Here is a 24,946-nt window from a genome sequence, read left to right on the forward strand (position 1 = left end):
TGAGCGACAGGTTCACGCGGCTGGTGCCGGACGGAGCGGCCTGGGTGGTCAGGAGCGGATAGAACCCGGGCTCGCTGAGCGTAGGCAGCGCGTCCTGCATGGACGCGTCGGAGCAGCCGAGCACGAAGGCAAGCGCCAGGAACGGCGCGGCAAACTTGAGGGCGTGGCGGATCTTCATGGTGAACTACCGGTTGAAGGAGGCAGGAAGGGGGGCGGGGCTCACTACTCGCAGAACGGGTCCTCGGCCGGACATTCGAATTCGATGGTGTGGTTGGTCAGCAGCGTCAGCTCGCGCATGTTTCCCAGCGCCACCACGGACGGCGCAATCCAGGAGCGGCGGGGCTCGGCTGCCGGGGCGGCCGGGGACACGGGGGCATCGATATGCATGGTAGCGTCGAAGTCGCTGAAGGACGGGACCGGACCAGCAGGCGAGAAAGTCGGGTGAGAACTCCCGGGCAGACCCTCGCGGGCGAATGGCATGATAACGGCGGCATCCGTTCCTGGCAAGTCTCAGCCGCCTCACGAGTTGAAGCAGATCGTCGCAGATTCGCCACAACTGCCCGAACGCGGCATGGGGACGGCTCGTTTCGTGTCCAAACCTTGGGCAACTCCTATCGGCCCTTCCACGCCGGGGACCAAACAGGCCAGGCCCACCCGTCGCTCGCACTACCCCTCCGGACGGTTTACAACTGTTTCACACGCCGCGTGCGACGCGCCAAGACGAAAACCGCGCCGGCATTGCCGCGGGGCGGCCTACACGCGAAAGACGGGGGCGGCGCCGGGCCCAGCCGCCGCTCGATGCTCCACGACCGGCCCGGACGGCGGGGGAAGGCCCCTGCCAGGGGGCAGCCGGAAGAGTGCCGGGGGCCGAAAGCGCGTGCCCGTCACCCGGCCGCGGCCCGCCCCAGCACCGCCCCGATGCGCTCGGCCGCCTGGGCCAGGCGCGACTCGGGCTCGATCAGGGCGAAGCGCACGTGCCCCTCGCCCTCGGGCCCAAAGCCCAGCCCGGGCGACACCACCACGCCGGCCTCGCGCAGCAGCAGGCGGGCGAACTCGATGGAGCCCATCTCCCGGAACGCGTCCGGGATGCGCGACCACACGAACATGGTGGCGGCCGGCGACGGAACCGGCCAGCCGGCGGCGTTCAGCCCGCCGACCAGGGCGTCGGCGCGGCGCCGGTACACCTCGCGCGTTTCCGCCACGCACTCCTGCCCCGCGCGCAGGGCGTGCGCGGCGGCGATCTGGATGGGCTCGAAGATGCCGTAGTCCAGATAGCTCTTGATCCGCGTGAGCGCCCCCACCATGGCCGGGTTTCCCACGCAGAAGCCCACCCGCCAGCCGGCCATGCAGTACGACTTGGACATGGAAAAGAACTCCACCGCGATCTCCCGCGCCCCCGGAACCGCCAGCAGGCTGGGCGGCTCGGCCCCGAAGCCGAAGTCGGCGTAGGCAAAGTCGTGCACCAGCAGCAGCCGGTTGCGGCGGCACACCTCCACCGCCTTCTCGAAGAACCCCGGCGGCGCCTGCAGCGTGGTGGGGTTGTTGGGGAACGAAAGCACCAGCAGCCTGGGCGCGGGCGAAACGGTGCGGCAGGCCTCCTCCACGCCGGCCAGCAGCGCGTCGCCATCCACGAACCCGTCCGCCGCGGCCACCAGCGGCAGCCCGTGCACGCGCCCCCCGGCGAACAGCACCGAGTAGCGGTGGATGGGGTACGCCGGCGAGGGAACGATCACCGTGTCGCCGTCGCCCAGCAGGGCCAGCATCAGGTGCGCGATCCCTTCCTTGGCGCCGATGGTGACCACCACCTCGGTCTCGGGATCCACCGTCACGCCGTACCGCCGCGCGTAGTGCTCGGCCATCCCTTCGCGCAGGCCGTAAATGCCGCGCGAGGCGCTGTAGCGGTGGTGCTTGGGCTTGCGCGCGTGCTCCACCAGCTCGTCCACGATGTGGCCGGGGGTGCCCAGGTCGGGGTTGCCCATCCCCAGGTCGATGACGTCGTGGCCGGCGGCGATGCGCTCCAGCTTTTCGGCGTTGATGGCCGCGAACACGTACGCGGGAAGGCTGCCGATGCGGGGAAAGTCGGCGCTGGAGGTCGGGGGCCAGGGCGAGGGCTGCGCGGTCATGCGTTTTGGGTGCGACGGGTGATCCGGAGGGCAGAGCCATCCTGCCGAAACCGTCCCCGCCCATGCACGAACCTCGCCCGCGCGCGGGGGCGCGGGGACTGAAGCACGTCGCATGCGGAAGTGCGCGCCCGTCGCGAGCAGGCGCAAAAAGAAGAACCGCCCCGGCATCACTGCCGGGGCGGTTCCCGAATGCTGCGTGCGGCGAAGCCCGGCGTCAGTCGCCGGCCTCGAGCTCCACGACGGCTTCCACGGGCTCCAGCGTAAACGGGAGCACCGCCACCGACTTGCGCTTCTTGTCCTTGCGGACGAACTGCACCTGGCCGTCGACGAGCGCGAACAGCGTGTCGTCGCTGCCGATGCCCACGTTGGCGCCCGGATGGAAGCGGGTGCCGCGCTGGCGGACCAGGATGTTGCCGGCGAGAACCTTCTCGCCACCGAAGCGCTTGACCCCCAGCCGCTGCGCGTTCGAGTCGCGCCCGTTGCGGGTCGAGCCGCCGCCCTTCTTATGTGCCATGGCTGCTCTCTCCTGTTAGCCGAGGTTGATCTCGTTGACGCGAACCTCAGTGAACTTCTGCCGGTGCCCCTGCTTGCGCCGGTAGTTCTTGCGCCGCTTGTGCTTGAAGATGATGATCTTCTCGCCCTTGCCGTGCCGCACGACCTCGGCCGTCACCGACGCACCGCTGACGCCCGGCGCGCCGATCTTGATCGAGTCGCCGTCGGCGCCCAGGAGCACGTCGTCGAAGCGAAGGCTTTCGCCCGGCTCGATGGCGACGGACGGAATGCGAAGCGTCTTGCCCGGCTCGGCACGGAACTGCTTGCCGCCGGTGCGGATGATGGCGTACATGTCGTTGGAACCCCGTTGCACGGACTTGGCCCGTTCTCCAAAAAACAACACAAGACGAGCAATATCGCCCCAAACACCCCATGTGTCAAGGCGTGGCGGGCCGGGACTCCCCGGCCCGGGCGGGTCAGAAGGGCACCGCGAAGGGGCGCAGCACCGGGGTGGCGCCGGCGCCGCCGCTCAGGATGAGCCCGCTCGCGCCCCCCGCCGGGTTCACCCAGCGCAGCTCGTTGCCGGTGGCGGTGTAGGCCAGGTACACGATGCGGCCATCCGGCGTCCAGGTGCCCGACGCGTCGCTTCCCGCGCGGTCGGTCAGCCGGGTGACGGCGCCGCCGGCCAGGGCCAGCACGAACAGCTCGGCGTTCCCCGGCGCGTTCGACGAGTAGGACAGGAACTTCCCGTCGGGGCTGAACGCGGGGGTGACCTCGGCGCTTTCGCCGCCGCGCAGCAGCGAGGGCATGCTCCCCGGCGCCGCCAGGTCGAAGACGTCGGCGGTGCCGCTGGCCGTTCCCACCAGCGCCAGGCGGTCCGCCCCGGGATACCAGGCCGGCGACGCCTCGGGCGCGCCGCCGAAGCCGAAGCTGCTCGAGGCCGCGCGCGTGGCGCCGGTGCCGTTGGCCGCCGCCACGAACACCTTGGAAACGCCGCTGGCGTCGTAGGAGTAGGCCAGCCGCGTTCCCTCGCGGTTCAGCGCGGGCTCCGTCTCGAACGCCGCGGTGGTGGTCAGCCGCGTCTCGGCCCCGCCCGCCAGCGGCATGGAGTACAATTCGGCGTTGCCGTTGCGGAAGCTGGTGAACACCACCGTCCCGCCGCCGGAGGTGGGGTTCATGTCCTCGGCGCCGTGGGTGGTCAGCCGCACCAGGTCGCTGCCGTCGAGGGCCACCCGGTACAGGTCGCGGTTGCCGCCCACCACGCGGTCGAACAGCACCACCGGGAGCTTCGCGGCCTGCACGTACACCCGGAAGGTGAACGCCGTCACCTTGCTCCCCACGGTGAACTCCCAGCGCTGCGACGCGGTCTCGTTCAGGGCGAGCACCTGGCCGTACTGGAAGAACGCCTGCTGCTTCCCTTCCACCGTGCGCGCCTGGCCGTTGCGCGCGTCCACGGCCCCGGTGCCGGCCGACGCCGTGGGGCCCGCGGCCAGGTACACCTGGATGCCCTCGGCCGGGGCGCCGCCGGTGGTGCCCAGCTTGAAGACGAGCAGGTTCTTCACGGACGCGTCGAACCCGAAGACCCCATTCGACGAGGTGACGTTGGCGGCGGAGAACTCCACGTGCGCCGCCGCGCTTGCGACGGGCGAGCAGGAAACCATGGCGCCCGCCACGTTGGCGGTGCAGTCCAGCGCGGCCAGGGCATCGGACGGAACGGTGAAGGTGGGCTTGGCGGGCACCTCGGGATCGGGACCGGTGCCGTCCTTGCACCCCGCGGCCAGCAGCAGGGCCACGGCCGCGCCCAGCGGGCGCGGCGAAAGGCGGCGGAAGAACGTGAGTGCCACGGAGAACCTCGCACGGAAGGGTCGGGCCTGCCGCGCGGAACGGGAGCGGCCGGGCTGGGGAACGCACGCGCCGCGGCCCGGGGGGACGGGCGGCGGCACGCCGGGAATCTAGCGGCGCGCGCCCGGAGGCGGAATGCCCCTGGGCGCTACCTGCCTGCGCGGCTTGCGCTTAGCCCAGGTTGAAGCGCTGCGACACGTCCTGCTGGGTGGCCGTGGCCATCAGCTTGATCTCGTCGGGGTGCAGCAGGGGGTCGTCGCGCATGGCCAGCGTGATCTTCAGCGAGCCTTCGAGCGTGCGAAGGAAGCGGGGCTCCTGCTCCAGCACGAAGAGCGCGACCTCGGGGTGAACCCGCACCGTCAGCTGGCGCTCCTTGCCCTCGGCCGCGGCGCGGCGGATCGCCCGCTCGATCCGGCGCACCACCGTTTCGGGGGTGAAGATCCGCCCCGTGCCGGCGCAGGTGGGGCAGGCCGCCGTCTGCGTGTGGTAGAGCGAGGGGCGCACCCGCTGGCGCGTCATCTCGATCAGCCCCAGCTCGCTCACCTGGAACGCCTTGGTGCGCGCCCGGTCGCGAGAAAGGCACTGCCGCAGCTCCTGCAGCACCTTGTCGCGGTTGGCCTTGGACTCCATGTCGATGAAGTCGCAGACGATGATGCCGCCCACGTCGCGAAGCCGCAGCTGCCGGGCGATCTCGCGCGCGGCGTCGACGTTGGTCTTCAGGATGGTCTTTTCGGGGTCCTTCTTTCCCGTGTACCGCCCCGTGTTCACGTCGATGCTGACCAGCGCCTCGGTGGGCTCCACGATGATGTAGCCGCCCGAGGGCAGGTTCACCCGGCGCTGGAAGGCGTCGCGGATCTCGCGCTCCAGGTCGTACGCGTCGAAGAGGGGCTTGGGGTCGTCGTACAGGTGCACGCGCTCCACCAGCGACGGGTCCACCTGCTCCAGGTACGCGCGGATCTCGTCGAAGGCGGTCTTGGTGTCCACCGTCAGCGAGTCGACCTTCTGCGAGAACAGGTCGCGGATGATCCCCGCCGTGAGCTTGGCCTCGCGGTGGATGGCCGTGGGCCCGCGCGACTTGTTCGCCTTCTTCCTGATCTGCGCCCAGGTGCCCATCAGGGTCTGCAGGTCGCGAGCGAAGGTTTCGCGCGTCAGCTCCTCGCCCACGGTGCGCACGATGATCCCCCCCGACTTTTCGGGAAGGATCTCCTTGGCCAGCGCGCGCAGCCGGGCCCGCTCCTCGCGGTCCTCGATCTTGCGCGACACGCCCACGTGCGAGGAGCCGGGCATGTACACCAGGAACCGGCCGGGAAGCGAGATGTGCGCGGTGACCCGCGGGCCCTTGGTGCTGATGGGCTCCTTGCTCACCTGCACCACCAGGTCCTGCCCCTTCTTCAGGATCTCCTGGATGGGCGGGTACTTGCGCGAGCGCCTGCCGCCCCCGCCGGAGGCGCCGTCGCCCTCGTCGGCCGCGGGCTCGTCGCCCCCCGGCTCGTCTTCCTCGGCCTCGTCGTCGTCCTCGAGCGCCACGTCCGACACGTGAAGGAACGCCGCCTTCTCGGTGCCGATGTCGACGAACGCGGCCTGGATGCCGGGAAGCACGGCCTCGACCCGCCCCTTGTATACGTCGCCCACCATGCGCGTGGCGTCCGGACGGTCCACCATCAGCTCCACCAGGACGTCGTCCTCGAGGATGGCGACTCGCGTCTCGCGGGCCGTGGCGTTGATCAGGATCTCGCGCTTCATGCGGCCCCCGCGGCGCGAAGGCACGCCCGGGCGAGACCCGGACGGGGGGGCGGGAAGCCGCGAAGGACGCGGGCGCGCCCATCGTTCCGCCTGTGGATGTGCATCGGTCCTCTGCAAAGGGCAGCGCCGCGAAGGTGCCGCGGCGGCGGCCCGCCGGTCAGTGGGAGAGCTCGCGGAGAAGGCCCCGGGCGATCACCATCCGCTGGATTTCGCTGGTCCCCTCCCCGATCTCGCAGATCTTGGCGTCGCGCATCATGCGCTCCACCGGGTATTCCTTGGTGTAGCCGTACCCGCCGTGGACCTGCACCGCCCTGGTGGTGGTGCGCATGGCGCATTCCGAGGCGAACAGCTTGGCCATCGACGCCTCGCGGGTGTACGGCTTTCCCTGCTCCTTCAGCCAGGCCGCGTGGTACACGAGGTGCCTGGCCGCCTCGATCTCCGTCGCCATGTCGGCCAGCATGAACTGGATGCCCTGGAACTCGGCGATGGGCTTGCCGAACTGGTGCCGCTCGGCCGCGTACTTCACCGACTGCTCGTACGCGCCCTCGGCGATGCCCAGCGACAGCGCGCCGATGCCGATGCGGCCGGCGTCGAGCGTCTTCATGAAGTTGATGAAGCCCATCCCCACCTCGCCCAGCACGTTCTCGTCGGGGACGAAGGCGTTCTCGAACACCAGCTCGCGGGTGTCGGAGGCGCGCCACCCCATCTTGTCTTCCTTCTTCCCCGCGCGCACGCCCTCGATGAAGGCCAGCTCGTCGCTGTGCCCCACCCCCACCTCGCGCGCCCGCTCCAGGTCGGTCGTCGGCTTGGTGACGATGAACGAGGTGATGCCCTTGGTGCCCTTGTCGCGGTCCGTCACCGCCGTGGCCACGAAGATCTCGCCGACCCCCGCGTGGGTGATGAAGATCTTGCTGCCGTTCAGGATCCACCCGCCGTCGGCCTTTACGGCGGTGGTCTGCGTGCCCCCCGCGTCGCTGCCGGCCCCCGGCTCGGTGAGCCCGAAGCCGCCGAGCACCTTTCCGGAGGCCAGGTGCGGGACGAAGCGCTGCTTCTGCTCCTCGGTCCCGAAGTTCATGATGGGCGAGGTGCCCAGCGTGGTGTGCGCCGAGATGGTGATGGCGTGCGACGCGTCGACCTTGGCGAGCTCGTGGATGGCGATCATGTAGGCGATGCCGTCCATCCCCGCCCCGCCGATCGCCTCGGGCCAGGGCACGCCCAGCAGCCCCAGCTCCGACATCTTGGCGACGTTCTCCCAGGGAAACTCCGACGCCTGGTCCAGCTCGCCCGCGACGGGCGCGATTTCGTTCTGGGCGAACTCGCGCACCATGTCGCGGATCATCAGGTGGTTCTCGTCGAAGTACCGTTCCATGGGTGGTTCCGCAGCCCCGCGATGCAGTCGTTTGTCGTTGTGGGACGCGGAATTCCGCGCCCGGACCCTTGTGCTAAACCGGGGGAATGTAGCAGCGAACGGGACGTTGGGAAAGGTGGCCCCGGGGGAGCGGCGCGGGGCGCCGGAATGAGCGCCGCTCAGCCGCCGCGCAGGATTTCGAGGAAGGCCGAGCCGTATTTCTGCATCTTGCCCGGCCCCACCCCGGGCACCGCCAGCATCTCCGTTTCGCTCCGCGGATGGCGCCGGGCGATCTCCACCAGGGTGCGGTCGGCGAAGACGCAGAAGGCGGGCACCTCCTCTTCCCGCGCCAGCGACGTCCTCAGCTCCCGGAGCTTCGCGTACAGCTGCCGCTGCTCGGCGCTGGGCGGGGCCGCCGGCGCCGCCCCGGCCGGCGCGGCGCGCTCGAAGGCGTCGCCTTTTCCGCCACGGTCGCGGTACTGGTCCAGGGCCCCGCCGATCGCCCGCAGGATCCCCGCCCCGTAGCGCTCCGCCAGCGGCCGGGCCACGCCCTCCACCTGCAGCAGCGCCTCGGGGCGGCGGGGGCGCGCCTCCACCAGCGCGTCGATCACCGCGTCGCCGAACACCATCCCCTCGGGCACGCTTTCCCGGGCCGCCAGCTCGCGGCGCAGCGTCAGCAGGGCGTCGCGCACGCGGTCCGCCCGCGGCACCTTGCCCCGGCGCGGCATGGCCCGGTCGCCCGGGTCCGCGGGGTCCACCATGGCCATGGGCTTCTGCCCCAGGCAGTTGTCGCACGCCCCGCAGTGGTCCATGGCCGCGGGATCGCCGAAGTAGCGCAGGACGTACCCGCGCCGGCACCCTTCCGCGTAGGCGTAGTTCTGCATCTGCCGCAGCTTGCCCAGCTCGCGCCGCTTGCGCTCGTCCAGCGCCCGCCAGTCCACCGCCAGCTTGTGCACGGGCGTGGCGCGGTCCAGCACCCAGGTGCCCTCGCCCGTCAGCGGCCGCCATTCCACGAACCCCTCGTCCTGCAGCGTGTCCAGCAGCGGCGCCGCCCGGCCCCGGCCCCCGCCCGCGGCGCCGTCCAGCGCCCGCCAGTCGAGCTCCACGCCGCGGTAGATGGCCTCGCCGCGCGCGGCGCGCCACAGCCCGCGCAGCATCTGCAGCTCGTCGGGGCGCTCCGCCAGCTCGCGGGAAATGCGCTCGGGGCGGGCCAGCAGGCGCACGCGCACGGGGCGGGGACCGCTGCCGTACGTCTGCCGCACCAGCCCGAACTGCTCCAGCACCCGCACCGCCGACGCGGCCTGCCGCTCGTCGTCGATGGCGGCGACCGTGTTCGCGAGGGCGGCCACGGGCAGGTCGTACAGCCCGTCTGCGTCCGAACGCTCGCGCAGCGCCTTCATGGCGGCTTCCACCGACGTGCGGGGGGGATAGGCCGAGTTGATGAAGTACTCGTGCGTGAACTTGTCGCGGAAGGCGTGCAGGAGCACGCAGTCGCTGTCGCCCCCGTCGCGCCCGGCACGCCCCGCCTCCTGGTAGTACGCCTCGAGGTTGCCGGGAAGGTTGTAGTGCACCACGATGCGCACGTCGGGCTTGTCGATGCCCATGCCGAAGGCGTTGGTGGCCACCACCACCCGCACCTTGCCGGTCATGAACTCCTCCTGGATGCGCTTGCGGTCGCGGTCCGGCAGCCCGGCGTGGTACCCCACCGTCCGCGTTCCCACCCCGTTCAGCAGCGCCGTCAGGGCGTCGACCGCCTTGCGCGTGGAGGCGTAGACGATGGCCGATCCTTCGCGCCCCTTCAGCAGCTTCAGCAGCAGCCGGTCCTTTTCGGAGTCGCTTTTGGCCTGCAGCACGTGCCACACCAGGTTGCGCCGGTCGAAGCCGGTGACCAGGACCAGGGGTTCGCGCAGCTTCAGCTGGCGGACGATGTCGTCGCGCACCTCGGGGGTGGCCGTGGCGGTCAGCGCGGCCACCGGCGGGCCGCCCAGCAGCGTGCGCACCTCGCCCAGGCGCAGGTACGACGGGCGGAAGTCGTGTCCCCACTCGGAGACGCAGTGCGCCTCGTCCACCGCCAGGAGGGATACGGGGATGTCGGCCAGGCGGTGGCGGAAGCCCTCGGCGTCGAAGCGTTCCGGGGCCACGTACAGCAGCTTCACCTCGCCCCGGCGCGCCGCGTCGAGCCGGGCGTTCATCTCGGCCTGGCCCAGGGTGGAGTTGACGAACGTAGCCGGCACCCCCGCCGCCTCCAGGTTGTCGACCTGATCCTTCATCAGGCTGATGAGGGGGCTGACGACCAGCGTGACCCCCGGCAGCAGCAGCGCGGGGACCTGGAAGCAGAGCGACTTCCCTCCCCCCGTGGGCATGATGGTCAGCGAGTCGCCGCCCGCCAGGATGTTGCGGATGGCCTGGTCCTGCCCGGGGCGAAAATCCGGGTACCCCCAGTACCGGCCCAGCTCTTCGCGGGCGCGGTCCAGCGGATCGGGGATCGGGGAAGCGGCGGGTGCTGCCTGGCTCATCGCGCGGCGGTCCAAGGGCCGGTGTGCACATCAAAGGGAACAATATGGACGCGAGGACGTCCGTTGCACAGCCCCTGCGTACCACCACCGCGCCCGGACGTGCCCCGTGGGCTCGCCCGCGTCCCCGGATCGCCCCCAGGGAGGTTGCGCAAACCCGTGCGCAGTATTAGGATTTCGGGTCCGCACGAGCGGCGCTGGCGCCAAAGGCGCTTGTCCACCGTGCTTCCGCCGTTCCCACGCACAGCCGCCGCCCGCCACGGGCCTGCCCGTCAGCCGTCGCACCGCCGGGACCCCTGCGTCCGCCGCCTCTCCTGCTGCCGGAGAACCGATGCTCCTGGGCTTCGCCCTGACCGAGCACTGCAACCTGCGCTGTCCGCACTGCATCCGCGACGACGTCACCACCGTTCAGAACCTGCCCCCGGGGCTGCTGTTCGACACGGTGGACGCGGCGCGGGCGATGCTGGGGCCGGTGACGGTGAGCATGACCGGCGGCGAGCCCACGCTGCACCCGGAATGGGAGGGCATCATCGCCGGGCTGCACGCGCGGGGGGTTCCGTATCGCGTGGTCACCAACGGGTGGCACATGCGCCGGCTGATGCCCGGCCTGGAGCGGCACCCGCCGGAGTTCGTGCGCATCAGCCTGTCGGGCGCCGACGAGGCGGTGCACGACGAGGAGCGGGGGCGCGGCAGCTTCCGTCGGGTGATGCTGGCGATGGCGCTGCTGACCAGCCGCCGGATTCCCGCGGGGCTGTCCATCGTGGTCGACCGGCGCGACCGGCACCAGCTGCGCGCGGCGGCGGAGCTGGCCGAGTCGCTGGGCGCGGTGCGGATGCACTTCATCCTTCCCCAGCCGGTTCCCGGAAGCGCCGCCCGCGACAGCGACCTGCCCCCGGAGGAATGGCGGCCCGTGCGCGACGAGATCATGGCGCTGGCCGCGGAGCCCGGGCGGCGGTGCCGGATCCGGCTGGACTACGGCGCGCCGTCCGAGGGCGAAGAGATGCAGTGCGACACCTTCGCCGGGCGCCGCCTGTCCGTAGACGCCCGCGGCCGGCTTTCGCTCTGCTGCCAGCTTTCGGAGTACGGCTTCAACGACGCCGACGTGGTGGCCGACCTGGCACGCGAGCCCTTCGGCCAGGCGTGGCCGCGCTACGTGGAGGGGATCGACCGGCTGCGCGCGGCCAGCCGCCCCCGCCCCGGCGGCGGGCCCTTCGAGGCGTTTCCGTGCATCCGCTGCGCGCGCGCGCTGGGCAAGATGGAGTGGATCGCCGCGTACGCCGGCACGCCCTGGCACGCGGCGGCCGGACCCGGCCAAGCCCGGCCGGCGCTCGTGGGCCTGACCTACCGCCCCGCGGCGCAAGCCGCTTGAAAGCAGGCGCCGTCCGCGGCGTTTCGTCGTTCGTCCCCGTGTGCCGGCCCTTCCGGTGCACCCGCCTTCGAGGTGAATTCCTTTGCACGGCAAGAGCATGCCTGTTCCGGTCCAGACGCCCCCCGCCCGCAGGGCCTGGGTGGCGCCGCGCGTGGAGACCCTTCCGCGCCTGACCAGCCTGACGCTGTGCACGATTGCGTGCGGCGACGAGATCAGCGGTACCGGCAACGTGAACACCCCTGGCAGCAGCGTCTTCTAGCCGCCCCCATCCGCTCCCTCTTCGCGAAGGAGCGGGAGGTCGCCCCGCGCGGCCATGCCCCGAGGACATGCCGACTTCCTCCCCCGCCCCTCCTGACGCCGTTCCGCCCGCTCTCTTGGCGCGGGCGCTCCTGGAGGACGGCTCGCTCGCGCTGCACGCCGACGCCGACGTGTGGGACTGCGTGGAGCCCTGGGTGCCGCTCGTGCCATCCGAGGCGGCCCAAAGCCCCCGTGCCCTGATCCACGTGGAACGCGGCGACCCCGGCTTCGACGTCCCGAACGGAAAGCCGATGATCGAGCTGCGTTCCGTGGCCGGCTGGACGGACCCGTCCGGCCGCGTGCTGCTGTGCGAGCCGGGACGCCGCCTGAGCGCGGTAATCGACCCGTCCCGGGGGCGTGCCACGGTACGGGTGGCGGGGAACGAGGAACTGACGCCCGAGTGGCAGGCCGAGGTCTCGGCGGGCCTCACCCTGTCGGCCGCGTTCCTGCTGGGGCGCCTTGAGCGAACCCTGGTGCACGCGGCGGCCGTCGTGGCGCCGGACGGGCGCGCGTGGCTGCTGGTGGGCGGCACGTTCAGCGGAAAGAGCACCACCTGCGTGAACCTGATCCGCCGGGGATGGGACTACCTGGCCGACGACCACGTCGTGCTGGCCCCCGGCCCGGCCGGGGTGCGGGTGGAAGGGTGGCCCCGGAAGTTCAACCTCGACACGGGCTACGAGCGTGGGAACCCGGAAGGCGTGCGCCGCCGGGTGGACCCGGCCGCGTGGGGCCCCGGCCGCTGGCGGCGCGCGGCTCCGCTGGGAGGGGTGCTGTTTCCACGCGTGGAGGCGCCGCTCGCCACCGCGCTGGAGCCGATGGGCGAAGCCGAGGCGCTGGTCGGGCTGCTCGGGCAGAGTCCGTGGCTGGTCGGCGACCCGGCGACCGCCCCGGCGGTACTTTCGCTGCTGCGCGACACCGCCCGGGCCCCTCGCCTCCGGTTACGGCTGGGGAATGACTGCTACAGCGACCCGGAGCACCTGGAAAACGTCGTAAACCTTGCCGTAGCGGGCTCTTGACGCGCGTGCGCATGGTCCGTATGTTAGTCAGTGCGCCTTCCCGCGAAGGCGCAGGTGGGAAGCCCCTCGACGACCCCTCCCGTGATCGCGCAAATGCCTGAGCAAAGCACCGAGCCCCAGCAGGCCGCTCCACTGGTCGGCGAGCCGGCGACGGACCGCAAGCCGTTCGTTCAGCCCGCGGTCGAGGACCTGGGCGGCCTTACCGACAAAACGCAGCAGCTCGGCGGCAGCGGCGCCTGACGCCGACGTCCGTCGACCGTGGCCGCCAGCCCGGGACGTGCGCTCGTCGCCCGTGCCGGCCGGCGCCCCTCGGCCCTGCCTCCCCGCCTTGAGCCCACCGGTTTCCATGCGCCGCATCACCCTCTTTTCGTCCGCGGTCATTTTGCTCGCGTTGGCGGCGTGCAGCGACGAGAAGCTGCCCACCGTAGCGGATCCGGATTCCGACCGCCCCAAGCCGCCGCCCACCGCGGTGGGGCTGTACGAGTTTGAGGTTTCCGGGATCAGCGGCGGCGAGATGACCTCCGCCCTGCTGCCCGCCGGCCGCGGGCCCGCAGCCGCGGTCATCCCCGCCGGCTCGGGCATCGTCTTCGAAGCGATCGGATCGACCTCGCTCGTCGAAGGCACCCGCACGAACGGCGGCCACCGCTACATATCCTTTACCTATCGCGTGCGGAACAGCACGGGCGCGCCGCTCACGAACCTGACGATGCTGCTGGTGGAGCGGCCGGGAACGGTGGCCGGCACCCCCCTGTCGACGTTGAGGCGCTTCGACGGCACCGCCGCGAATCCGGCGATCGCCGCGCAGGTGGTGCCAACCGGCGCGGTGGCGCTTGGGAGCGACCTCGTGAGCATGCAGGGGCTCTACCCCGACGTGCTCCAGGTTCTCACCGAGGGCGAGGTGGCCGCCATCACGAAACCCGCCGACGTCACGAACATCTTTCCCGTGGGATACGTCGTCAGGAGCGCCCTGACGAACGCCAACCGCACGCTTGCGCATACGACCGATCCCAACCAGTTCGGTGGAATCCTGACGCTTTCGTTCCGCGTGCCGCTGCAGGCCACTTCGTCCGCCGACGTGTTCTCGTTCATCTTCCAGGTGCTGGCCGTCACCGACACCGAGACGCGGCTGACGGAAAGCATCGAGGAAGCCCGCGACACCGCCGCGGTCAGGCGCCTGCGCGAGCGGGCCACCGCCCTGGGCGCCACGACGGTCACTGTGCTGAACGGCAGCCCGGCGGCAGACCCGTTCGTAACCGACTACCCGGGGCAGCGCCAGTTGTGCTCCGTCCGCACCGCGGGCACCGCCGCCTCGCCCGTGACCGCGATCACCGCGCCCAGTGCCTACGCGCGCATCGCCGTGTACCGCCCCGGCGAAACGCTGGACGCGTGCGCAGCCAACTTCACGGGCGGCACCGCGCTCCCCGCCAATTTCGGGATGCCGTACCCGATGACGCTGAGGGCGATGGACCGGTACGGGAACGTAAGGACGGGTGCCGCCGATACGGTGAGGTTAGCCTCCACGGACGGGACAGCCACGATGCCCGCCCCGACCCCCCTGGTAAGTGGGGCGGGCATCGCTTCGCCGGTGTACATGACGTACGGGGGGTCGACGCTCTCGGCCACGGGCCGCCGGCTGAACGCCACGTCGCCGGTAAGCGTGATGGGAATGATGCGCAACTGGACGGGCAGCGTCGACACCAACTGGTTCACCAACGGAGACTGGGCGCAGAACTTCTACCCCGGGGTGCAGGACTCCGTCACCATCCCGGGGGACCGGCCCAACTACCCGGTGCTGGCGCAGAACATCACCGTCGCGGGGCTCACCCTGGTCGATGGCTCCACGGTGCAGCCGTTCATCAACATCTCGTCGTTCGACCTTACCATCAACAGCAGCCTGGCGATGGGGAACAACGGCCAGATCCTGGGCACCGGGCGGGTGATCCTGGCCGGAACCTCGGGAACCATCAGCGGCGGGGTGTCGAACGTGAACATGCGCAACGTGCGCGTCACAGGCAGCTACACCGCCGACAGCAACGTCAACGTCACCGGCGGCCGCATCGTGGTGCAGGGCGGCCGGCTGCGCACCACCGGCAAACGCATTCGCGTCCGGCCGTCGTAACGGGGCTCCCGACGTACTGTCCCAACACCCACCTTCCTCGGACGGAATAGCCATGCAACGGCTGGTGAAGATCCTCTGCGCGCTCCTGGCGCTCGCGTCAACCGCCGCCCCTGTAGCGGCGCAATCCGACATCCTGCTCCAGCTGCGCTCCGGGTTGCCTGCGGGCGACCGATTCCGGGTGGACTCTGCTGGAGGACTGGTGGCCTTGGGTCAGATCGGTTATGGGATCATCCCTGCATCGGGCGCGGGTTGGCGTATGATGTGGCATCCGCAAAAAGTGGCGTTCCGCGCCGGGTACGTAGACGCCGGGGGCCAGTGGGATGAAAGCAACATCGGCTACTATTCATGGGCCGGCGGGGCGCTGACCACCGCCGCGGGGATCTATTCGTTCGCGATGGGCAACAGCAACACGATCGAATCCGGCGCTCAAGCCGGCGTGGCGCTGGGCAGTGGCAATTTTATCACCACCACCGGCTCGTTCGGCGTGGCGCTGGGTCTAAACAACGACGTCCTGAACACCGCCGGCGTCGCCATCGGTCAGAACGCCTGGAGCAACGGCGATGCGGCGGTGGCGCTGGGGTACCGGACGACCGCCGACGCCGACTATTCCATGGCCTTCGGGTACCGAGCCAGCACAAACGGCCACACCGGCGCCAAGGTGTTCGGCGATGCCTCCACAACGGATTCCATCGAAGCCGTGGCCAACAACGAGTTCGCCGTGCGCGCGGCCGGCGGTTTCCGCTTCCGCAGCAACGCGACACTGACCAACGGGTGCAACATTGCCGCGGGCGGCGCGTCCATCACCTGCGCCAGCAGCGTGACGCTGAAGGAGAACTTCGTGGACGTGGATGGCGACGACGTGCTGGCCCGGATGCGGCGCATTCCCGTGAACACCTGGAACTACATCGACGAGGGTAGACAGTCACGGCACATGGGCCCCTTCGCCGAGGATTTCTGGCGCGAGTTCGGCCTGGGAGCCGAGCCGCTGGCCATCGGACACCTGGACATTGACGGCGTCAACTTCGCCGCCATCAAGGCCCTGGATGCGCAGGCGCAGGAACTCCAGCGAACGATCGCTCAACAAGGGCGCCAGATCGAGCAGCTGCAGGCCGACAAGACGGCGCTCGAGGTACGGCTGGCGCGTGTCGAGGCGTTGTTGGCTACCCAGCCGGCGCCCTGAAACGAATCCGCAACCCGCGCCGGGCGACTCCCGGCGCCGACGACGCCGAAACAGGCCAGGAGCCCCGTGGCTGTGTGGCCTGTTCGGATAACCCAGCCTGCACGCCGAATCCCATGCTCCGCCCCGGACTGGCCCTCGTCTTCGCCCTCCTCCTTGCAACCTGCCGAGGCGACGAACCGCGTGGCTCCGACCAGGCGACGGAACCGGCTCCGGACGTGGTCGAGAAGGAGTACGTCCCGCCGCAGCTCACGCCCGCGGAGTCGGCCGCGGCCGTGGCCAATACCAAGGCGGAAGGAGAGGCAATGACCCGCAAGGTGATGGGCCCGGAGTATACCGCCCCGACGGAGCCGTTCGTCGACACTCCCGAGAAGCAGTACGCCAGCTGCATGATCCAGGCACGCTCGCTGGAAGAGCCGGTGAAGTCCACCGTTCTCAACGCCTGCGAGCGGTTCCGCAACCCGCCACGGTAGGCGCCCGCCGCTGCCCAACCGGTGCGCGCGGGGCAGATCCACCATCTTTGCACGTCCCCGCGGCATGAGCGCCGCGGGGGCTCGCGAACAACGGCCGATGAGCGACTCCCTACCCAGATACTGCGTTCCCGACGACGTGCTGGCCGCCCACCTGGAAGGCGAGGCGGTGCTGCTGCACATGGACACCAAGGACTACTACCGCCTGAACGCCACGGCGGCGGTCGTCTTCAAGGGGCTGGAGCGGGGGCTGGGGCGTGCCGCCCTGGTGGACGACCTCTGCGCCCAGTTCGAGGTGGAACGCGCTGACGCGGCCCCGGCCGTGGACAGCTTGCTGGCCGAACTGGCGGAGCGCCGCCTCGTATCTCCCGCCGGCGCCGGGCAGGGGTGATGCAGCTGGCCGACGCCGCGCTCACCGGGGTGTGGGCGGGGCTGCGCGTTCCCCTGTGGCTGCACGGCCGGCGGTGGACGGAGCTGCTGCACGAACCCGCGGGCGCCGGGCCCGGCGCGCGGCCGCCGCGAGGGGCCGTGCGCGCGGCGCTGGTGACGGTGAGGGTGCTGGGACAGGTTCCCGGCCTGCCGTGGAAGAGCACCTGCCTGTACCGCAGCGTGGCCGAGTGCCTGGTGCTGCGGCGATACGGCATTCCGGCGGTGGTTCGCATCGGGGTGAAGAGCGACCCGGGCTCCGGCGGAATCCTGGCCCACGCCTGGGTGGTGCCCAACCCCGCCGCCGAGCCCCCCGCGCCCGACGCCATGCAGGCCTTTTCGCCGAAGGCCGGCCGGCCCGCGTGACGTGACCGTCATCTCCCTGCTGCACGACGGCGCACTCCGCCTGGAGGTCGCCCCCGCGGTGATGCCCGCCGCCTCGTTCTGGATTCCGCTCCTTCCCAGGGACACCGTTGCGGCCCCGGGCGCGGCCGTGGTGTGCGTCCGCGCCTCGGCGGGGGTGGCCGAAGCTCCCGGCGCCCCCGCGACCCTGCACGTGCAGGAGGTCGCCGCCTGGCTTTCGGGCGAGCGCGCCTCGCTCGCCGCCGCGTCGGGGCTGGCGGGCGCCGTAGACCTGGGCGCCGGGCGCGCGGAGCTGGCGCTTCCGCCGGCCGACGGAGGTCAGGGCGCGGCCGACCTGGCGTCGGGCCTGACGATGGCGACCGCGCTGCTGCTGGGGCGGATGGGGCGCGCGCTGGCGCACTCGGCGGCCGTGGTGGGCCCCGGCGGCCGCGCCTGGCTGCTGGTGGGCGACTCGCACGCCGGCAAGAGCACCACCAGCGCCAACCTGCTGCAGGCGGGGTGGCGGTACGTGTCGGACGACCAGGTGGTGCTGTACCGGGCGGCGGACGGGGAGTTGCGCGCCGAGGGCTGGCCCCGTCCCTTTCACCTGGACGAGGGGTGGGAGGGCGGCGCCCCCCTGCACCGCCGCGGGACCACCGACCCGCGCGAGCGCTGGCCGGGGCGGTGGACGCGCACGGCGCCGCTGGCCGGGCTGCTGTTTCCGCGGGTGGAGGCCGATCGGCCTACGGCCCGCGCCCGCCTGCCCGCCTCCGACGCGCTGGCGCGGCTGCTGAGGCAGTCGCCCTGGCTGCTGGCGGACCGCGGCGCGGCCCCCCGGGTGCTGCGGCTTCTGCAGCAGGTCGCGTCGCTTCCCGCGTACGAGCTGCGGCTGGGGCTGGACACGTACGCGGACCCGGCGCGGCTGGTACGGGTGCTGGCGTAGGCGGACGATTGCGCTCCGACAGGCGAGGCGCGCGTGCGGTTGAAGCCCGGACGGGACGCGACAGCGGCCCGGGCCGGGCTTTCTGCAGGTCCAGCGGCGGCATCAGCCGCTCCCCGCGCGCCGGCAGACCCGCGCCACGGGTTTCGGGAGGCGCCCGGATCGTGTTAAATTCGTGCGCTGCATTCACCTTCGCGCATTCGGGAAGGACGCGTCCAAGACCATGGAAACCCGCACGGCGCTCGTCGAGGGCCTGATGGCCCGCTTTCCCCACGTTCCGCGCGAGGCGGTCCTGAAAGAGGACCTGCTGCGCACGGGGATGGCGTTCGACGATTCGGCGCTGACCGACAACCTCGAGGGCGAAGTCAAGCCCAAGAGCTATTTCATCTTTTCGTTCGACCAGAAGCCGCTGGCGCAGCTGGGCAACGCTGCCCGGCGCCGCCCGCCCGAGGAGGTTTCGCTCACCGGCGGGCCGTACGGGCTGCGCCGCACCATCGTTTCCGTCCGCGTGAACCCCGATTCGCCCTACCGCGTTTCGCGCGGGGCGGACGGCACGCTGAACCTGTCGATGGACGGCGCGCCCATCGCCGACGTGGCGCTGCCGCCCATGCCCGAGTACTACCGGCACACGCTGAGCAACGGCAAGACGGTGATGGAGATCGCCCCCACCATCCAGTGGGGCTACCTGGTGTACCTGACCGTCTTCCGCATGTGCCAGTACTTCGGCGCCAAGGAAGAGTGCCAGTACTGCGACATCAACCACAACTGGCGGCAGCACAAGCAGGCGGGGCGCCCGTACACCGGCATCAAGCCCATCGACGAGGTGCTGGAGGCGCTGGCCATCATCGACCAGTACGACACCGGCCACACCTCGCACGCCTACACGCTCACGGGCGGCAGCGTAACCAGCAAGGTGGACGGCTTTGCCGAAGCCGACTTCTACGGCCGCTACGCCGAGGCCATCGAGGCGCGCTTTCCCGGGCGCTGGATCGGCAAGGTGGTGGCGCAGGCGCTGCCCCGGGAAGACGTGCAGCGCTTCAAGGACTACGGCATCAAGATCTACCACCCCAACTTCGAGGTGTGGGACAAGCGCCTGTTCGAGATCATCTGCCCCGGCAAGGAGCGCTACGTGGGGCGCGAAGAGTGGCACCGGCGCATCTTCGACGCGGCCGAGGTGTTCGGGGCTCGGTACGTGATCCCCAACTTCGTGGCCGGGGTGGAAATGGCGCGCCCGTTCGGCTTCGGGACGGTGAACGAGGCCATCGCCAGCACGCGCGAGGGGCTGGACCACTTCATGTCGCGCGGGGTGACGCCGCGGTTCACCACCTGGTGCCCGGAGCCCTCCACGCCCCTGGGGCAGGACAACCCCGAGGGCGCGCCGCTGGAGTACCACATCCGGCTGCTGGAAACGTACCGCGAGGCGCTGGAAAAGCACGGCCTGCAGCCGCCGCCGGGCTACGGCCCCCCGGGGCCGGGGAACGCGGTGTTCTCCGTCAGCAGCTTCATGGACACCCTGGCCCCGAACGACGCGAACGCCGACGAGCTGATGGCCACGGCCGCGACGGCCTGACCCACAGCCGGTGGGTGAAGACGAGGAGGCTCCCGCGCGACGGGAGCCTCCTTGTTTGCGTCTGCGCGTTCGCCTACGGCCAGCGGCCTCCGGGCGGGCGCGGCACCGGCGTTGGACGTGGCGGAAAGGGATCCCTGCCCCGGCCGCCGCCGAAGAAGAGGTCCAGCAGTTCCTGCCCGTGAAAGGTGAATGAGGGGACTACGATCCAGTTGGACTGGCGCAGATCCAGGGCCGATGGGTCGTAGAACACGCCGATCTCCGGGCTGATCCCCAGCCGCTGAGAGCCCAGGCGCACACCGGCGAACGCGCCGACGGTGGGCTGGTCGGAGACGGCCCCGGAGTTCAGCGGGATCACCTGCATCGCCTTGACCCCGCCGTACGCCGTGGCGCCGCTGTTTTGCCGTCCCGAGGCGAGCAGGCCGGCCTGCACCAGGGCGTGGTCGCCCAGGTTGACGACGCCGCCGCCGAACGTGGCCGCGACCGCCGCCCCGTCGTGGGGCCCCGCGTCGAGCCGGCGCTTGTAGTCCACGACCACGCCCACGAACCCGGGGGCCCGGATCCCCAGGTCAGATCGTTCGTCGATCCCGATGCGCGCCTCCAGGTCCACGCCGAACAGCGCCGCCGCTGATGAATCCGCGTCATCGTAGTCGACACCCGCGGGGATGAAGTATGCCGACATGCTCGGCTCCATCGTCCCGGCCGGCGTGGGCACGGCCGTGGTGCCGGTGGAGTACGGGATGCACCCCGCCGCGAGCGGCAGGACCACCGCGAGAAGCAAAGGGATGGAGCGTCGCATCGCGGTTCGGGGGTTTAAGGGTGGTCAGGCCGGTACGCGCTCGACCTCTGCCTCGATGGGGAGATCCAGGGCCTGGGCCGCCGGACGCTCGTTTGCGGAGATTGGGCGGATGCTGACGTCTACGCGAAACCCTGCGTGCGCCAGCATCTTGACCAGCTCGTCGATCGTGAACGCGCCCTTGCCGCGCGTAATCTCGGCGATGCGGCTCTGGGATACTCCGAACAGCTTTGCGGCAGCCGCCCGCGTGAGCCCCCGTTCGTCGATGATATCTTCGATCGCGATCGAGAGACGCGAACAAATCAGCAGGGTTTCGGCTTCTTCGGGCGGGAAGCCGATATCCGCAAACACGTTTCCGTCCGCCGGTGTGATGTGCTCGATCATGGCGTCTCCTTCCGGTGCCGTCGTTCCCGGACCATCTGCTTGTACCGCTTCGCCGCGAGTTCCAGGTAGTGGGGCGGCGTTTTCCGCGTCTTCTTCTCGAACGCATGGAGAACGTACACCGCTTCCGCGAACTTGGCGACGTACACGACTCGGTGTTCCAACGCCCCGCCTTCGAACGTCCGAACGCGAATCTCCCTCGCTCCCGCCCCGATGCCTGCCAGAGGCTTCCAGTCCCGCGGCTCGCGACCCAGCTGTACCCTGTCCAGCTCCTTACCCGCTGCCTCGCGGGCTTCGGGGGAAAACCCCTGCATCTCGCGGCGCGAAGCCCCGATCCACACGAGCGGTTTCGGGGAACGCTCCCCAATCAAAACCATTTCCCATCCTCCGTCAAGAGTGAAAGGTTGGATGCGAAAAATACCACCTGTGGCGGGATTTACATGCGGAAAAGAGATCCGCCCGCGAGGAGGTTCCTCGCGGGCGGATCGGGGCCCGGCTGGGGTGGCGCGCTGGGTTCAACTGGGCCCGGGAAGTACGTGCGTCGCCACCGCGACGTAGTGGCATACGCTGCCGGCCAGCACGAAGAGGTGCCACACGGCGTGCGCGTACGGGCGGTGGTTGTGGTAGAACGCCGTCCCGCCGGTGTACGCCAGCCCTCCCGCCACCAGCCACGCAATGGTCGTCGGGGACAGCGCCTCGAGCATCGGCGCGGCGGCGACCACCACCATCCATCCCATCCCCAGGTAGATGGCGGTGGATATGCGCGGGAACCTGCCGGTGAAGAACAGCTTGAACACCACGCCCGCCACCGCCAGCCCCCACGCCACCCCGAACAGGCTCCATCCCCATCCGCCACGCAGCCCCAGCAGCGTGAAGGGCGTGTAGGTGCCGGCGATGAGCAGGTAGATGGCGCAGTGGTCGAACACCTGCAGCCGCGCCCGCACCTTGGGCGAGCGCGCGGCGTGGTACAGCGTCGACGCGGTGTACAGCAGCACGAGCGTGGTCGCGAACACGGCGCTGCTCGCCACCTTCCACGCGTCTCCGTACGCCGCGGCGCCCGCGATTAGCACGGCGCCGCCGGCCAGGCTCGCCACGGCGCCCACGCCGTGCGTCAGCGCGTTCGCAAGCTCCCAACGGCGGTCTTCGGATGATTCCATGGGCGGGTTCGTTCGTGTTTCCGGTGCGCGTCCGCTGGTATCTACGATAGTGGTTCGGGGGCGGATCTGTAAAGCCTGTCCACTTAGTGAGTGCGGCTCAGCGGGCCGGACGGAACCTCCGCCCGAAAGTGTCCTCTTTTGGGGAACTCGCCGGGGGGCCCGGGGGTGAATAGGTTGATGGCGCGGTTTCGATCCCACGACGATCCCACCTTTCCGACCATGAAGATCCCATTTCCATATCGGCGCGCGGCCCTGGTGGCGGCGCTATTTCCCCTGGCGCTCGCCGCCGGGTGCATGACCGCCTCCAAGCGGCTGGAGCAGGGCGCCAAGCTGGAGGAGCGCGGCCAGTCCGCCGAGGCCGCGCGGCGCTACATCGACGCGCTGCGGCGCGACGGGTCGCTGGCGCAGGCCCGCGCGCGGCTGAACGAGACCGGCGCGCTTGCGATCGAGCAGTACCTGGCCGAATCCGAGGCCGCGGGTTCGGCCGGGGAGGCGGAGCAGGCGGCGGACGTGCTGCTGCGGCTGGACGGGCTGCGTCGCGACGCCGCGGGTGTGGGCGTGCAGCTGGCGGTGCCGGGCGACTACGCGGCTCACCGCCGCCAGGTGCTCGACGCGGCGATCGAGGCGGCGGTGGACCGCGGCGGGCAGCTGGCCTCGTCCCGCCGCTTCGGCGACGCGCTGGGGCGGCTGGAGCGCGCGGCGGACCGCTGGCAGCCGTCGGCGCAGCAGCGCGGGCGGTTGAACGAGGCGCGGGTGGAGACGTACGTCGCCTGGAGCGAGCACGAGGCCGGGCAGGGCCGCTTCCGCGCGGCGTACGACGTGGCCGGCAGGGCCATCGCCTCCCTCGGCCGCGACTTTCCGGGCGCGGAAGACCTGCTGGAGCTGCAGGCCCGGGCGCTGGACGAGGGCACCGTGCGCGTGGCCGTGCTCCCGGTGACGTCGGAGACGGGCGTGGAGGACGAGCTGCCGGTGGACTGGCTGCGCGAGGTGGAGGACGAGCTGGAGGAGGGCGCGTGGGACGAGCCGCCCACGTTCATCGAGGTGATCGACCCGCGCGAGGTGCGGCGGGAGCTGCGCCGAGACGACGGCGTGCGCCGGCCGCGCGGCGGCATCATGGCCGCGGCGAGCCTGGGCCGCGCTCTGGGCGCCGACCTGGTGGTGAGGATGAGCGTCGACAGCACGCGCACGGAAGAGCGCGACGTGCGCAGCGAGCGCCGCACGGCCCGGCTGCGCACCGGCGAGGACACGGCGTACACGATGCGCTCCGGCCGGCGCGAGCTGTGGGCGCGGGTGCGCTACGACATCGTCGACGTGCACGACCGCCGCTCGGTGGGCGACGACGTGTTCCAGGTGGAGGGCCAGGCGCGCTTCCGCGAGCCCGTGTTCCAGGGCAACTGGCGCCAGCTGATGCTTGCGCGCGACGACCAGGCCCTGTTCGGCGACGAGAGCCGGCGCGACCAGCGGCGCCAGCTCTGGCGCTCGCTGACGGACGAGATGATCGAACGGGTTCAGCGGGAATTGTTCGAAGACATCCTGCGCCTGGTGGACTAAGTCTGCGGAGAGGGTCCACGCGGAGTCGCGGAGAATGGGAGCGAGTATTCCCCTGCTCTGCTCCGGACCTTCGCGCCTCTGCGTGATGCCGTCGGGGGATTCAGGCCGCGATCACGCGGTTACGGCCCTGCGCCTTGGCCATGTACAGCGCCTTGTCGGCCGCGTGCACCAGCGCCGTCTTGTCGTGCCCGGGCGTGGCCGCGGCGACGCCCACGCTGGCCGTAACGCTCAACGCCCCGCCCGGGATGGGCACCGTCATCACCTCCACCGCGGCGCGAAGGCGCTCCGCGAGCTCGCGGGCGCGGGGCAGGTCTACGTCGCGCAGCAGCACCGCCATCTCCTCGCCCCCCAGCCGCGCCGCGAGGTCGCCGGGGCGCGCGTGCTGGCGCAGGAGCAGGCCCACGCACCGCAGCACCTCGTCGCCCTTTACGTGGCCGTGCACGTCGTTCACCCGCTTGAAGCCGTCCAGGTCGATCAGCAGCAGGCACGAGCGCCCGCCTGCCTTCACCCGCTCCACCTCGGCGGCCAGCTCGTCGTCCAGCACCCGCCGGCTGGCCAGCCCGGTGAGGGGATCAATGCCCGCCTGCATCTCCGACAGCGTCCAGCGCTGCGCGGTGGCGACGCCGAACGTAAAGATCAGCAGCAGGAACCCGCCCCAGAACGCACCCGGCGCTCCCGGCACCAACTGCACCCACGGCACCGCCCCGTACTCCGCCAGCAGGTCGGCCAGCACGCAGAAGCCGAACACCGCGATTCCGCCCAGCACCAGCCGCGCGAGCGGCGCGTTCCCCCGCGCCAGGATCACCACCCGGCTCACCAGGATCACCACGCCCAGCAGCACCACCACGTCCACGCCGTAGTGCAGCACCCGCAGCTCGGGCATCGGCAGGATCAGCGCGGCTGGCAGGCATCCGGTAAAGGCCAGCAGCGCCGCCGTTTCCCACCACCGGAAGCGGACGTTGAAGAGCGTGCGGATCAGCAGGGCGATGGAAACGCCGGCCACGACCTCGGCCAGCACCATCCCCCGGAAGCGCGCCATCCCGGCGAAGATGGCGCTGAACAGCGGCGCCGAGTAGCACAGCCCCAGCATCCCCACGCTCAGCGAGAGCAGGGCGAACCACAGGTTCTCCGACGCGTGCCGCCGCATCCCGTAGAACACCAGGTGATACAGGCCGATGGCCGCGAACATCCCCACCAGCGCGGCGATGGCGGCGTCGCGGAACGGCGGGAGGGCGGGGGCGGCCTGCGCCAGGGCCAGCATCATCGATTCATGAACG

25 protein-coding genes are annotated in these 24,946 nt (G+C 70.9%); 12 read left to right on the forward strand and 13 right to left on the reverse strand.

The window, feature by feature from the left end; translation table 11 throughout:
• Positions 1-222: 222 nt before the first annotated feature.
• From VGB24_RS11275 to VGB24_RS11310, 8 genes are all read right to left on the reverse strand, one after another.
• Positions 223-387, reverse strand: a complete 165-nt coding sequence (locus VGB24_RS11275; protein WP_331073042.1) for a hypothetical protein — start codon at positions 385-387, stop codon at positions 223-225.
• A 497-nt stretch (positions 388-884) separates the two neighbouring features.
• Positions 885-2,123, reverse strand: coding sequence for an aminotransferase class I/II-fold pyridoxal phosphate-dependent enzyme (locus VGB24_RS11280; RefSeq protein WP_331073043.1), 1,239 nt, complete (start codon positions 2,121-2,123; stop codon positions 885-887).
• Positions 2,124-2,337: 214 nt separating this feature from the next.
• On the reverse strand, positions 2,338-2,637 hold the full coding sequence (gene rpmA / locus VGB24_RS11285; RefSeq protein ID WP_331073044.1) for a 50S ribosomal protein L27: 300 nt from the start codon (positions 2,635-2,637) through the stop codon (positions 2,338-2,340).
• Positions 2,638-2,652: 15 nt separating this feature from the next.
• On the reverse strand, positions 2,653-2,967 hold the full coding sequence (rplU, locus tag VGB24_RS11290; protein WP_331073045.1) for a 50S ribosomal protein L21: 315 nt from the start codon (positions 2,965-2,967) through the stop codon (positions 2,653-2,655).
• Between the two features lie 124 nt (positions 2,968-3,091).
• Positions 3,092-4,459, reverse strand: coding sequence for a hypothetical protein (locus tag VGB24_RS11295; protein ID WP_331073046.1), 1,368 nt, complete (start codon positions 4,457-4,459; stop codon positions 3,092-3,094).
• Positions 4,460-4,628: 169 nt separating this feature from the next.
• Positions 4,629-6,200, reverse strand: coding sequence for an Rne/Rng family ribonuclease (locus tag VGB24_RS11300; protein ID WP_331073047.1), 1,572 nt, complete (start codon positions 6,198-6,200; stop codon positions 4,629-4,631).
• A 157-nt stretch (positions 6,201-6,357) separates the two neighbouring features.
• Positions 6,358-7,569 (reverse strand): acyl-CoA dehydrogenase, encoded by a 1,212-nt coding sequence (locus VGB24_RS11305; RefSeq protein ID WP_331073048.1) that lies wholly within the window; start codon positions 7,567-7,569, stop codon positions 6,358-6,360.
• A 158-nt stretch (positions 7,570-7,727) separates the two neighbouring features.
• Entirely contained in the window at positions 7,728-10,064 is a 2,337-nt protein-coding gene (locus VGB24_RS11310) for a RecQ family ATP-dependent DNA helicase (RefSeq protein ID WP_331073049.1), read from the reverse strand.
• Positions 10,065-10,392: 328 nt separating this feature from the next.
• Here VGB24_RS11310 and VGB24_RS11315 point away from each other — a divergent pair, with 328 nt between their 5' ends.
• The 11 genes from VGB24_RS11315 (at position 10,393) to VGB24_RS11365 (ending at position 19,787) form a co-directional block, all read left to right on the forward strand.
• Positions 10,393-11,430: a radical SAM protein gene (locus tag VGB24_RS11315; protein WP_331073050.1), complete on the forward strand. Its 1,038-nt coding sequence runs from the start codon at positions 10,393-10,395 to the stop codon at positions 11,428-11,430.
• A gap of 97 nt (positions 11,431-11,527) precedes the next feature.
• A complete protein-coding gene (locus tag VGB24_RS11320; protein ID WP_331073051.1) occupies positions 11,528-11,689 on the forward strand; it encodes a hypothetical protein in 162 nt (53 codons plus the stop codon).
• Between the two features lie 67 nt (positions 11,690-11,756).
• Positions 11,757-12,743, forward strand: coding sequence for a hypothetical protein (locus VGB24_RS11325; RefSeq protein ID WP_331073052.1), 987 nt, complete (start codon positions 11,757-11,759; stop codon positions 12,741-12,743).
• 93 nt (positions 12,744-12,836) lie between these two features.
• A complete protein-coding gene (locus VGB24_RS11330; protein WP_331073053.1) occupies positions 12,837-12,983 on the forward strand; it encodes a hypothetical protein in 147 nt (48 codons plus the stop codon).
• 106 nt (positions 12,984-13,089) lie between these two features.
• Positions 13,090-14,862 (forward strand): hypothetical protein, encoded by a 1,773-nt coding sequence (locus tag VGB24_RS11335; protein ID WP_331073054.1) that lies wholly within the window; start codon positions 13,090-13,092, stop codon positions 14,860-14,862.
• A gap of 52 nt (positions 14,863-14,914) precedes the next feature.
• Complete coding sequence (locus VGB24_RS11340) at positions 14,915-16,042, forward strand: tail fiber domain-containing protein (RefSeq protein WP_331073055.1); 1,128 nt, start codon at positions 14,915-14,917, stop codon at positions 16,040-16,042.
• A gap of 113 nt (positions 16,043-16,155) precedes the next feature.
• Entirely contained in the window at positions 16,156-16,512 is a 357-nt protein-coding gene (locus tag VGB24_RS11345) for a hypothetical protein (protein WP_331073056.1), read from the forward strand.
• 97 nt (positions 16,513-16,609) lie between these two features.
• Positions 16,610-16,900 carry a PqqD family protein gene (locus VGB24_RS11350; RefSeq protein ID WP_331073057.1) on the forward strand — a complete coding sequence of 97 codons (291 nt, stop codon included), beginning with the start codon at positions 16,610-16,612 and terminating at the stop codon, positions 16,898-16,900.
• Positions 16,900-17,301 (forward strand): lasso peptide biosynthesis B2 protein, encoded by a 402-nt coding sequence (locus VGB24_RS11355; protein ID WP_331073058.1) that lies wholly within the window; start codon positions 16,900-16,902, stop codon positions 17,299-17,301. Before VGB24_RS11350 ends, VGB24_RS11355 begins: the two co-directional genes overlap by 1 nt.
• Before the next feature lies 1 nt (position 17,302).
• Positions 17,303-18,220, forward strand: coding sequence for a hypothetical protein (locus VGB24_RS11360; protein WP_331073059.1), 918 nt, complete (start codon positions 17,303-17,305; stop codon positions 18,218-18,220).
• Between the two features lie 220 nt (positions 18,221-18,440).
• Positions 18,441-19,787, forward strand: coding sequence for a radical SAM protein (locus VGB24_RS11365; protein WP_331073060.1), 1,347 nt, complete (start codon positions 18,441-18,443; stop codon positions 19,785-19,787).
• Positions 19,788-19,860: 73 nt separating this feature from the next.
• Here the strand turns inward: VGB24_RS11365 and VGB24_RS11370 are convergent, their stop codons facing one another.
• From VGB24_RS11370 to trhA, 4 genes are all read right to left on the reverse strand, one after another.
• Complete coding sequence (locus tag VGB24_RS11370; RefSeq protein WP_331073061.1) at positions 19,861-20,583, reverse strand: hypothetical protein; 723 nt, start codon at positions 20,581-20,583, stop codon at positions 19,861-19,863.
• A gap of 24 nt (positions 20,584-20,607) precedes the next feature.
• A complete protein-coding gene (locus VGB24_RS11375) occupies positions 20,608-20,964 on the reverse strand; it encodes a helix-turn-helix domain-containing protein (protein ID WP_331073062.1) in 357 nt (118 codons plus the stop codon).
• Entirely contained in the window at positions 20,961-21,338 is a 378-nt protein-coding gene (locus VGB24_RS11380; RefSeq protein WP_331073063.1) for a type II toxin-antitoxin system RelE/ParE family toxin, read from the reverse strand. Before VGB24_RS11380 ends, VGB24_RS11375 begins: the two co-directional genes overlap by 4 nt.
• A 138-nt stretch (positions 21,339-21,476) precedes the next feature.
• Positions 21,477-22,118: a PAQR family membrane homeostasis protein TrhA gene (gene trhA, locus VGB24_RS11385; protein ID WP_331073064.1), complete on the reverse strand. Its 642-nt coding sequence runs from the start codon at positions 22,116-22,118 to the stop codon at positions 21,477-21,479.
• Between the two features lie 219 nt (positions 22,119-22,337).
• Between trhA and VGB24_RS11390 the strand changes: the two genes are divergently transcribed.
• Entirely contained in the window at positions 22,338-23,669 is a 1,332-nt protein-coding gene (locus tag VGB24_RS11390) for a hypothetical protein (protein ID WP_331073065.1), read from the forward strand.
• 100 nt (positions 23,670-23,769) lie between these two features.
• On the opposite strand, the gene VGB24_RS11395 is transcribed toward VGB24_RS11390, so the two are convergent.
• Positions 23,770-24,933, reverse strand: coding sequence for a GGDEF domain-containing protein (locus tag VGB24_RS11395; RefSeq protein WP_331073066.1), 1,164 nt, complete (start codon positions 24,931-24,933; stop codon positions 23,770-23,772).
• Positions 24,934-24,946 lie beyond the last annotated feature (13 nt).

This window comes from Longimicrobium sp. (genome assembly GCF_036399935.1).
Classification (GTDB): Bacteria; Gemmatimonadota; Gemmatimonadetes; order Longimicrobiales; family Longimicrobiaceae; genus Longimicrobium.

Bases quoted from the DNA above. Each gene is read 5' to 3' on its own strand.
- VGB24_RS11375 (WP_331073062.1), bottom strand. From the start codon at position 20,964: ATGATCGAGCACATCACACCGGCGGACGGAAACGTGTTTGCGGATATC.
- trhA (WP_331073064.1), bottom strand. From the start codon at position 22,118: ATGGAATCATCCGAAGACCGCCGTTGGGAGCTTGCGAACGCGCTGACG.
- VGB24_RS11320 (WP_331073051.1), top strand. From the start codon at position 11,528: ATGCCTGTTCCGGTCCAGACGCCCCCCGCCCGCAGGGCCTGGGTGGCG.
- VGB24_RS11365 (WP_331073060.1), top strand. From the start codon at position 18,441: ATGGAAACCCGCACGGCGCTCGTCGAGGGCCTGATGGCCCGCTTTCCC.
- VGB24_RS11300 (WP_331073047.1), bottom strand. From the start codon at position 6,200: ATGAAGCGCGAGATCCTGATCAACGCCACGGCCCGCGAGACGCGAGTC.
- VGB24_RS11380 (WP_331073063.1), bottom strand. From the start codon at position 21,338: ATGGTTTTGATTGGGGAGCGTTCCCCGAAACCGCTCGTGTGGATCGGG.
- VGB24_RS11390 (WP_331073065.1), top strand. From the start codon at position 22,338: ATGAAGATCCCATTTCCATATCGGCGCGCGGCCCTGGTGGCGGCGCTA.
- VGB24_RS11340 (WP_331073055.1), top strand. From the start codon at position 14,915: ATGCAACGGCTGGTGAAGATCCTCTGCGCGCTCCTGGCGCTCGCGTCA.
- VGB24_RS11370 (WP_331073061.1), bottom strand. From the start codon at position 20,583: ATGCGACGCTCCATCCCTTTGCTTCTCGCGGTGGTCCTGCCGCTCGCG.
- VGB24_RS11280 (WP_331073043.1), bottom strand. From the start codon at position 2,123: ATGACCGCGCAGCCCTCGCCCTGGCCCCCGACCTCCAGCGCCGACTTT.
- VGB24_RS11325 (WP_331073052.1), top strand. From the start codon at position 11,757: ATGCCGACTTCCTCCCCCGCCCCTCCTGACGCCGTTCCGCCCGCTCTC.
- VGB24_RS11335 (WP_331073054.1), top strand. From the start codon at position 13,090: ATGCGCCGCATCACCCTCTTTTCGTCCGCGGTCATTTTGCTCGCGTTG.
- VGB24_RS11310 (WP_331073049.1), bottom strand. From the start codon at position 10,064: ATGAGCCAGGCAGCACCCGCCGCTTCCCCGATCCCCGATCCGCTGGAC.
- rpmA (WP_331073044.1), bottom strand. From the start codon at position 2,637: ATGGCACATAAGAAGGGCGGCGGCTCGACCCGCAACGGGCGCGACTCG.
- VGB24_RS11395 (WP_331073066.1), bottom strand. From the start codon at position 24,933: ATGATGCTGGCCCTGGCGCAGGCCGCCCCCGCCCTCCCGCCGTTCCGC.
- VGB24_RS11305 (WP_331073048.1), bottom strand. From the start codon at position 7,569: ATGGAACGGTACTTCGACGAGAACCACCTGATGATCCGCGACATGGTG.
- VGB24_RS11355 (WP_331073058.1), top strand. From the start codon at position 16,900: ATGCAGCTGGCCGACGCCGCGCTCACCGGGGTGTGGGCGGGGCTGCGC.
- VGB24_RS11275 (WP_331073042.1), bottom strand. From the start codon at position 387: ATGCATATCGATGCCCCCGTGTCCCCGGCCGCCCCGGCAGCCGAGCCC.
- rplU (WP_331073045.1), bottom strand. From the start codon at position 2,967: ATGTACGCCATCATCCGCACCGGCGGCAAGCAGTTCCGTGCCGAGCCG.
- VGB24_RS11350 (WP_331073057.1), top strand. From the start codon at position 16,610: ATGAGCGACTCCCTACCCAGATACTGCGTTCCCGACGACGTGCTGGCC.
- VGB24_RS11315 (WP_331073050.1), top strand. From the start codon at position 10,393: ATGCTCCTGGGCTTCGCCCTGACCGAGCACTGCAACCTGCGCTGTCCG.
- VGB24_RS11345 (WP_331073056.1), top strand. From the start codon at position 16,156: ATGCTCCGCCCCGGACTGGCCCTCGTCTTCGCCCTCCTCCTTGCAACC.
- VGB24_RS11330 (WP_331073053.1), top strand. From the start codon at position 12,837: ATGCCTGAGCAAAGCACCGAGCCCCAGCAGGCCGCTCCACTGGTCGGC.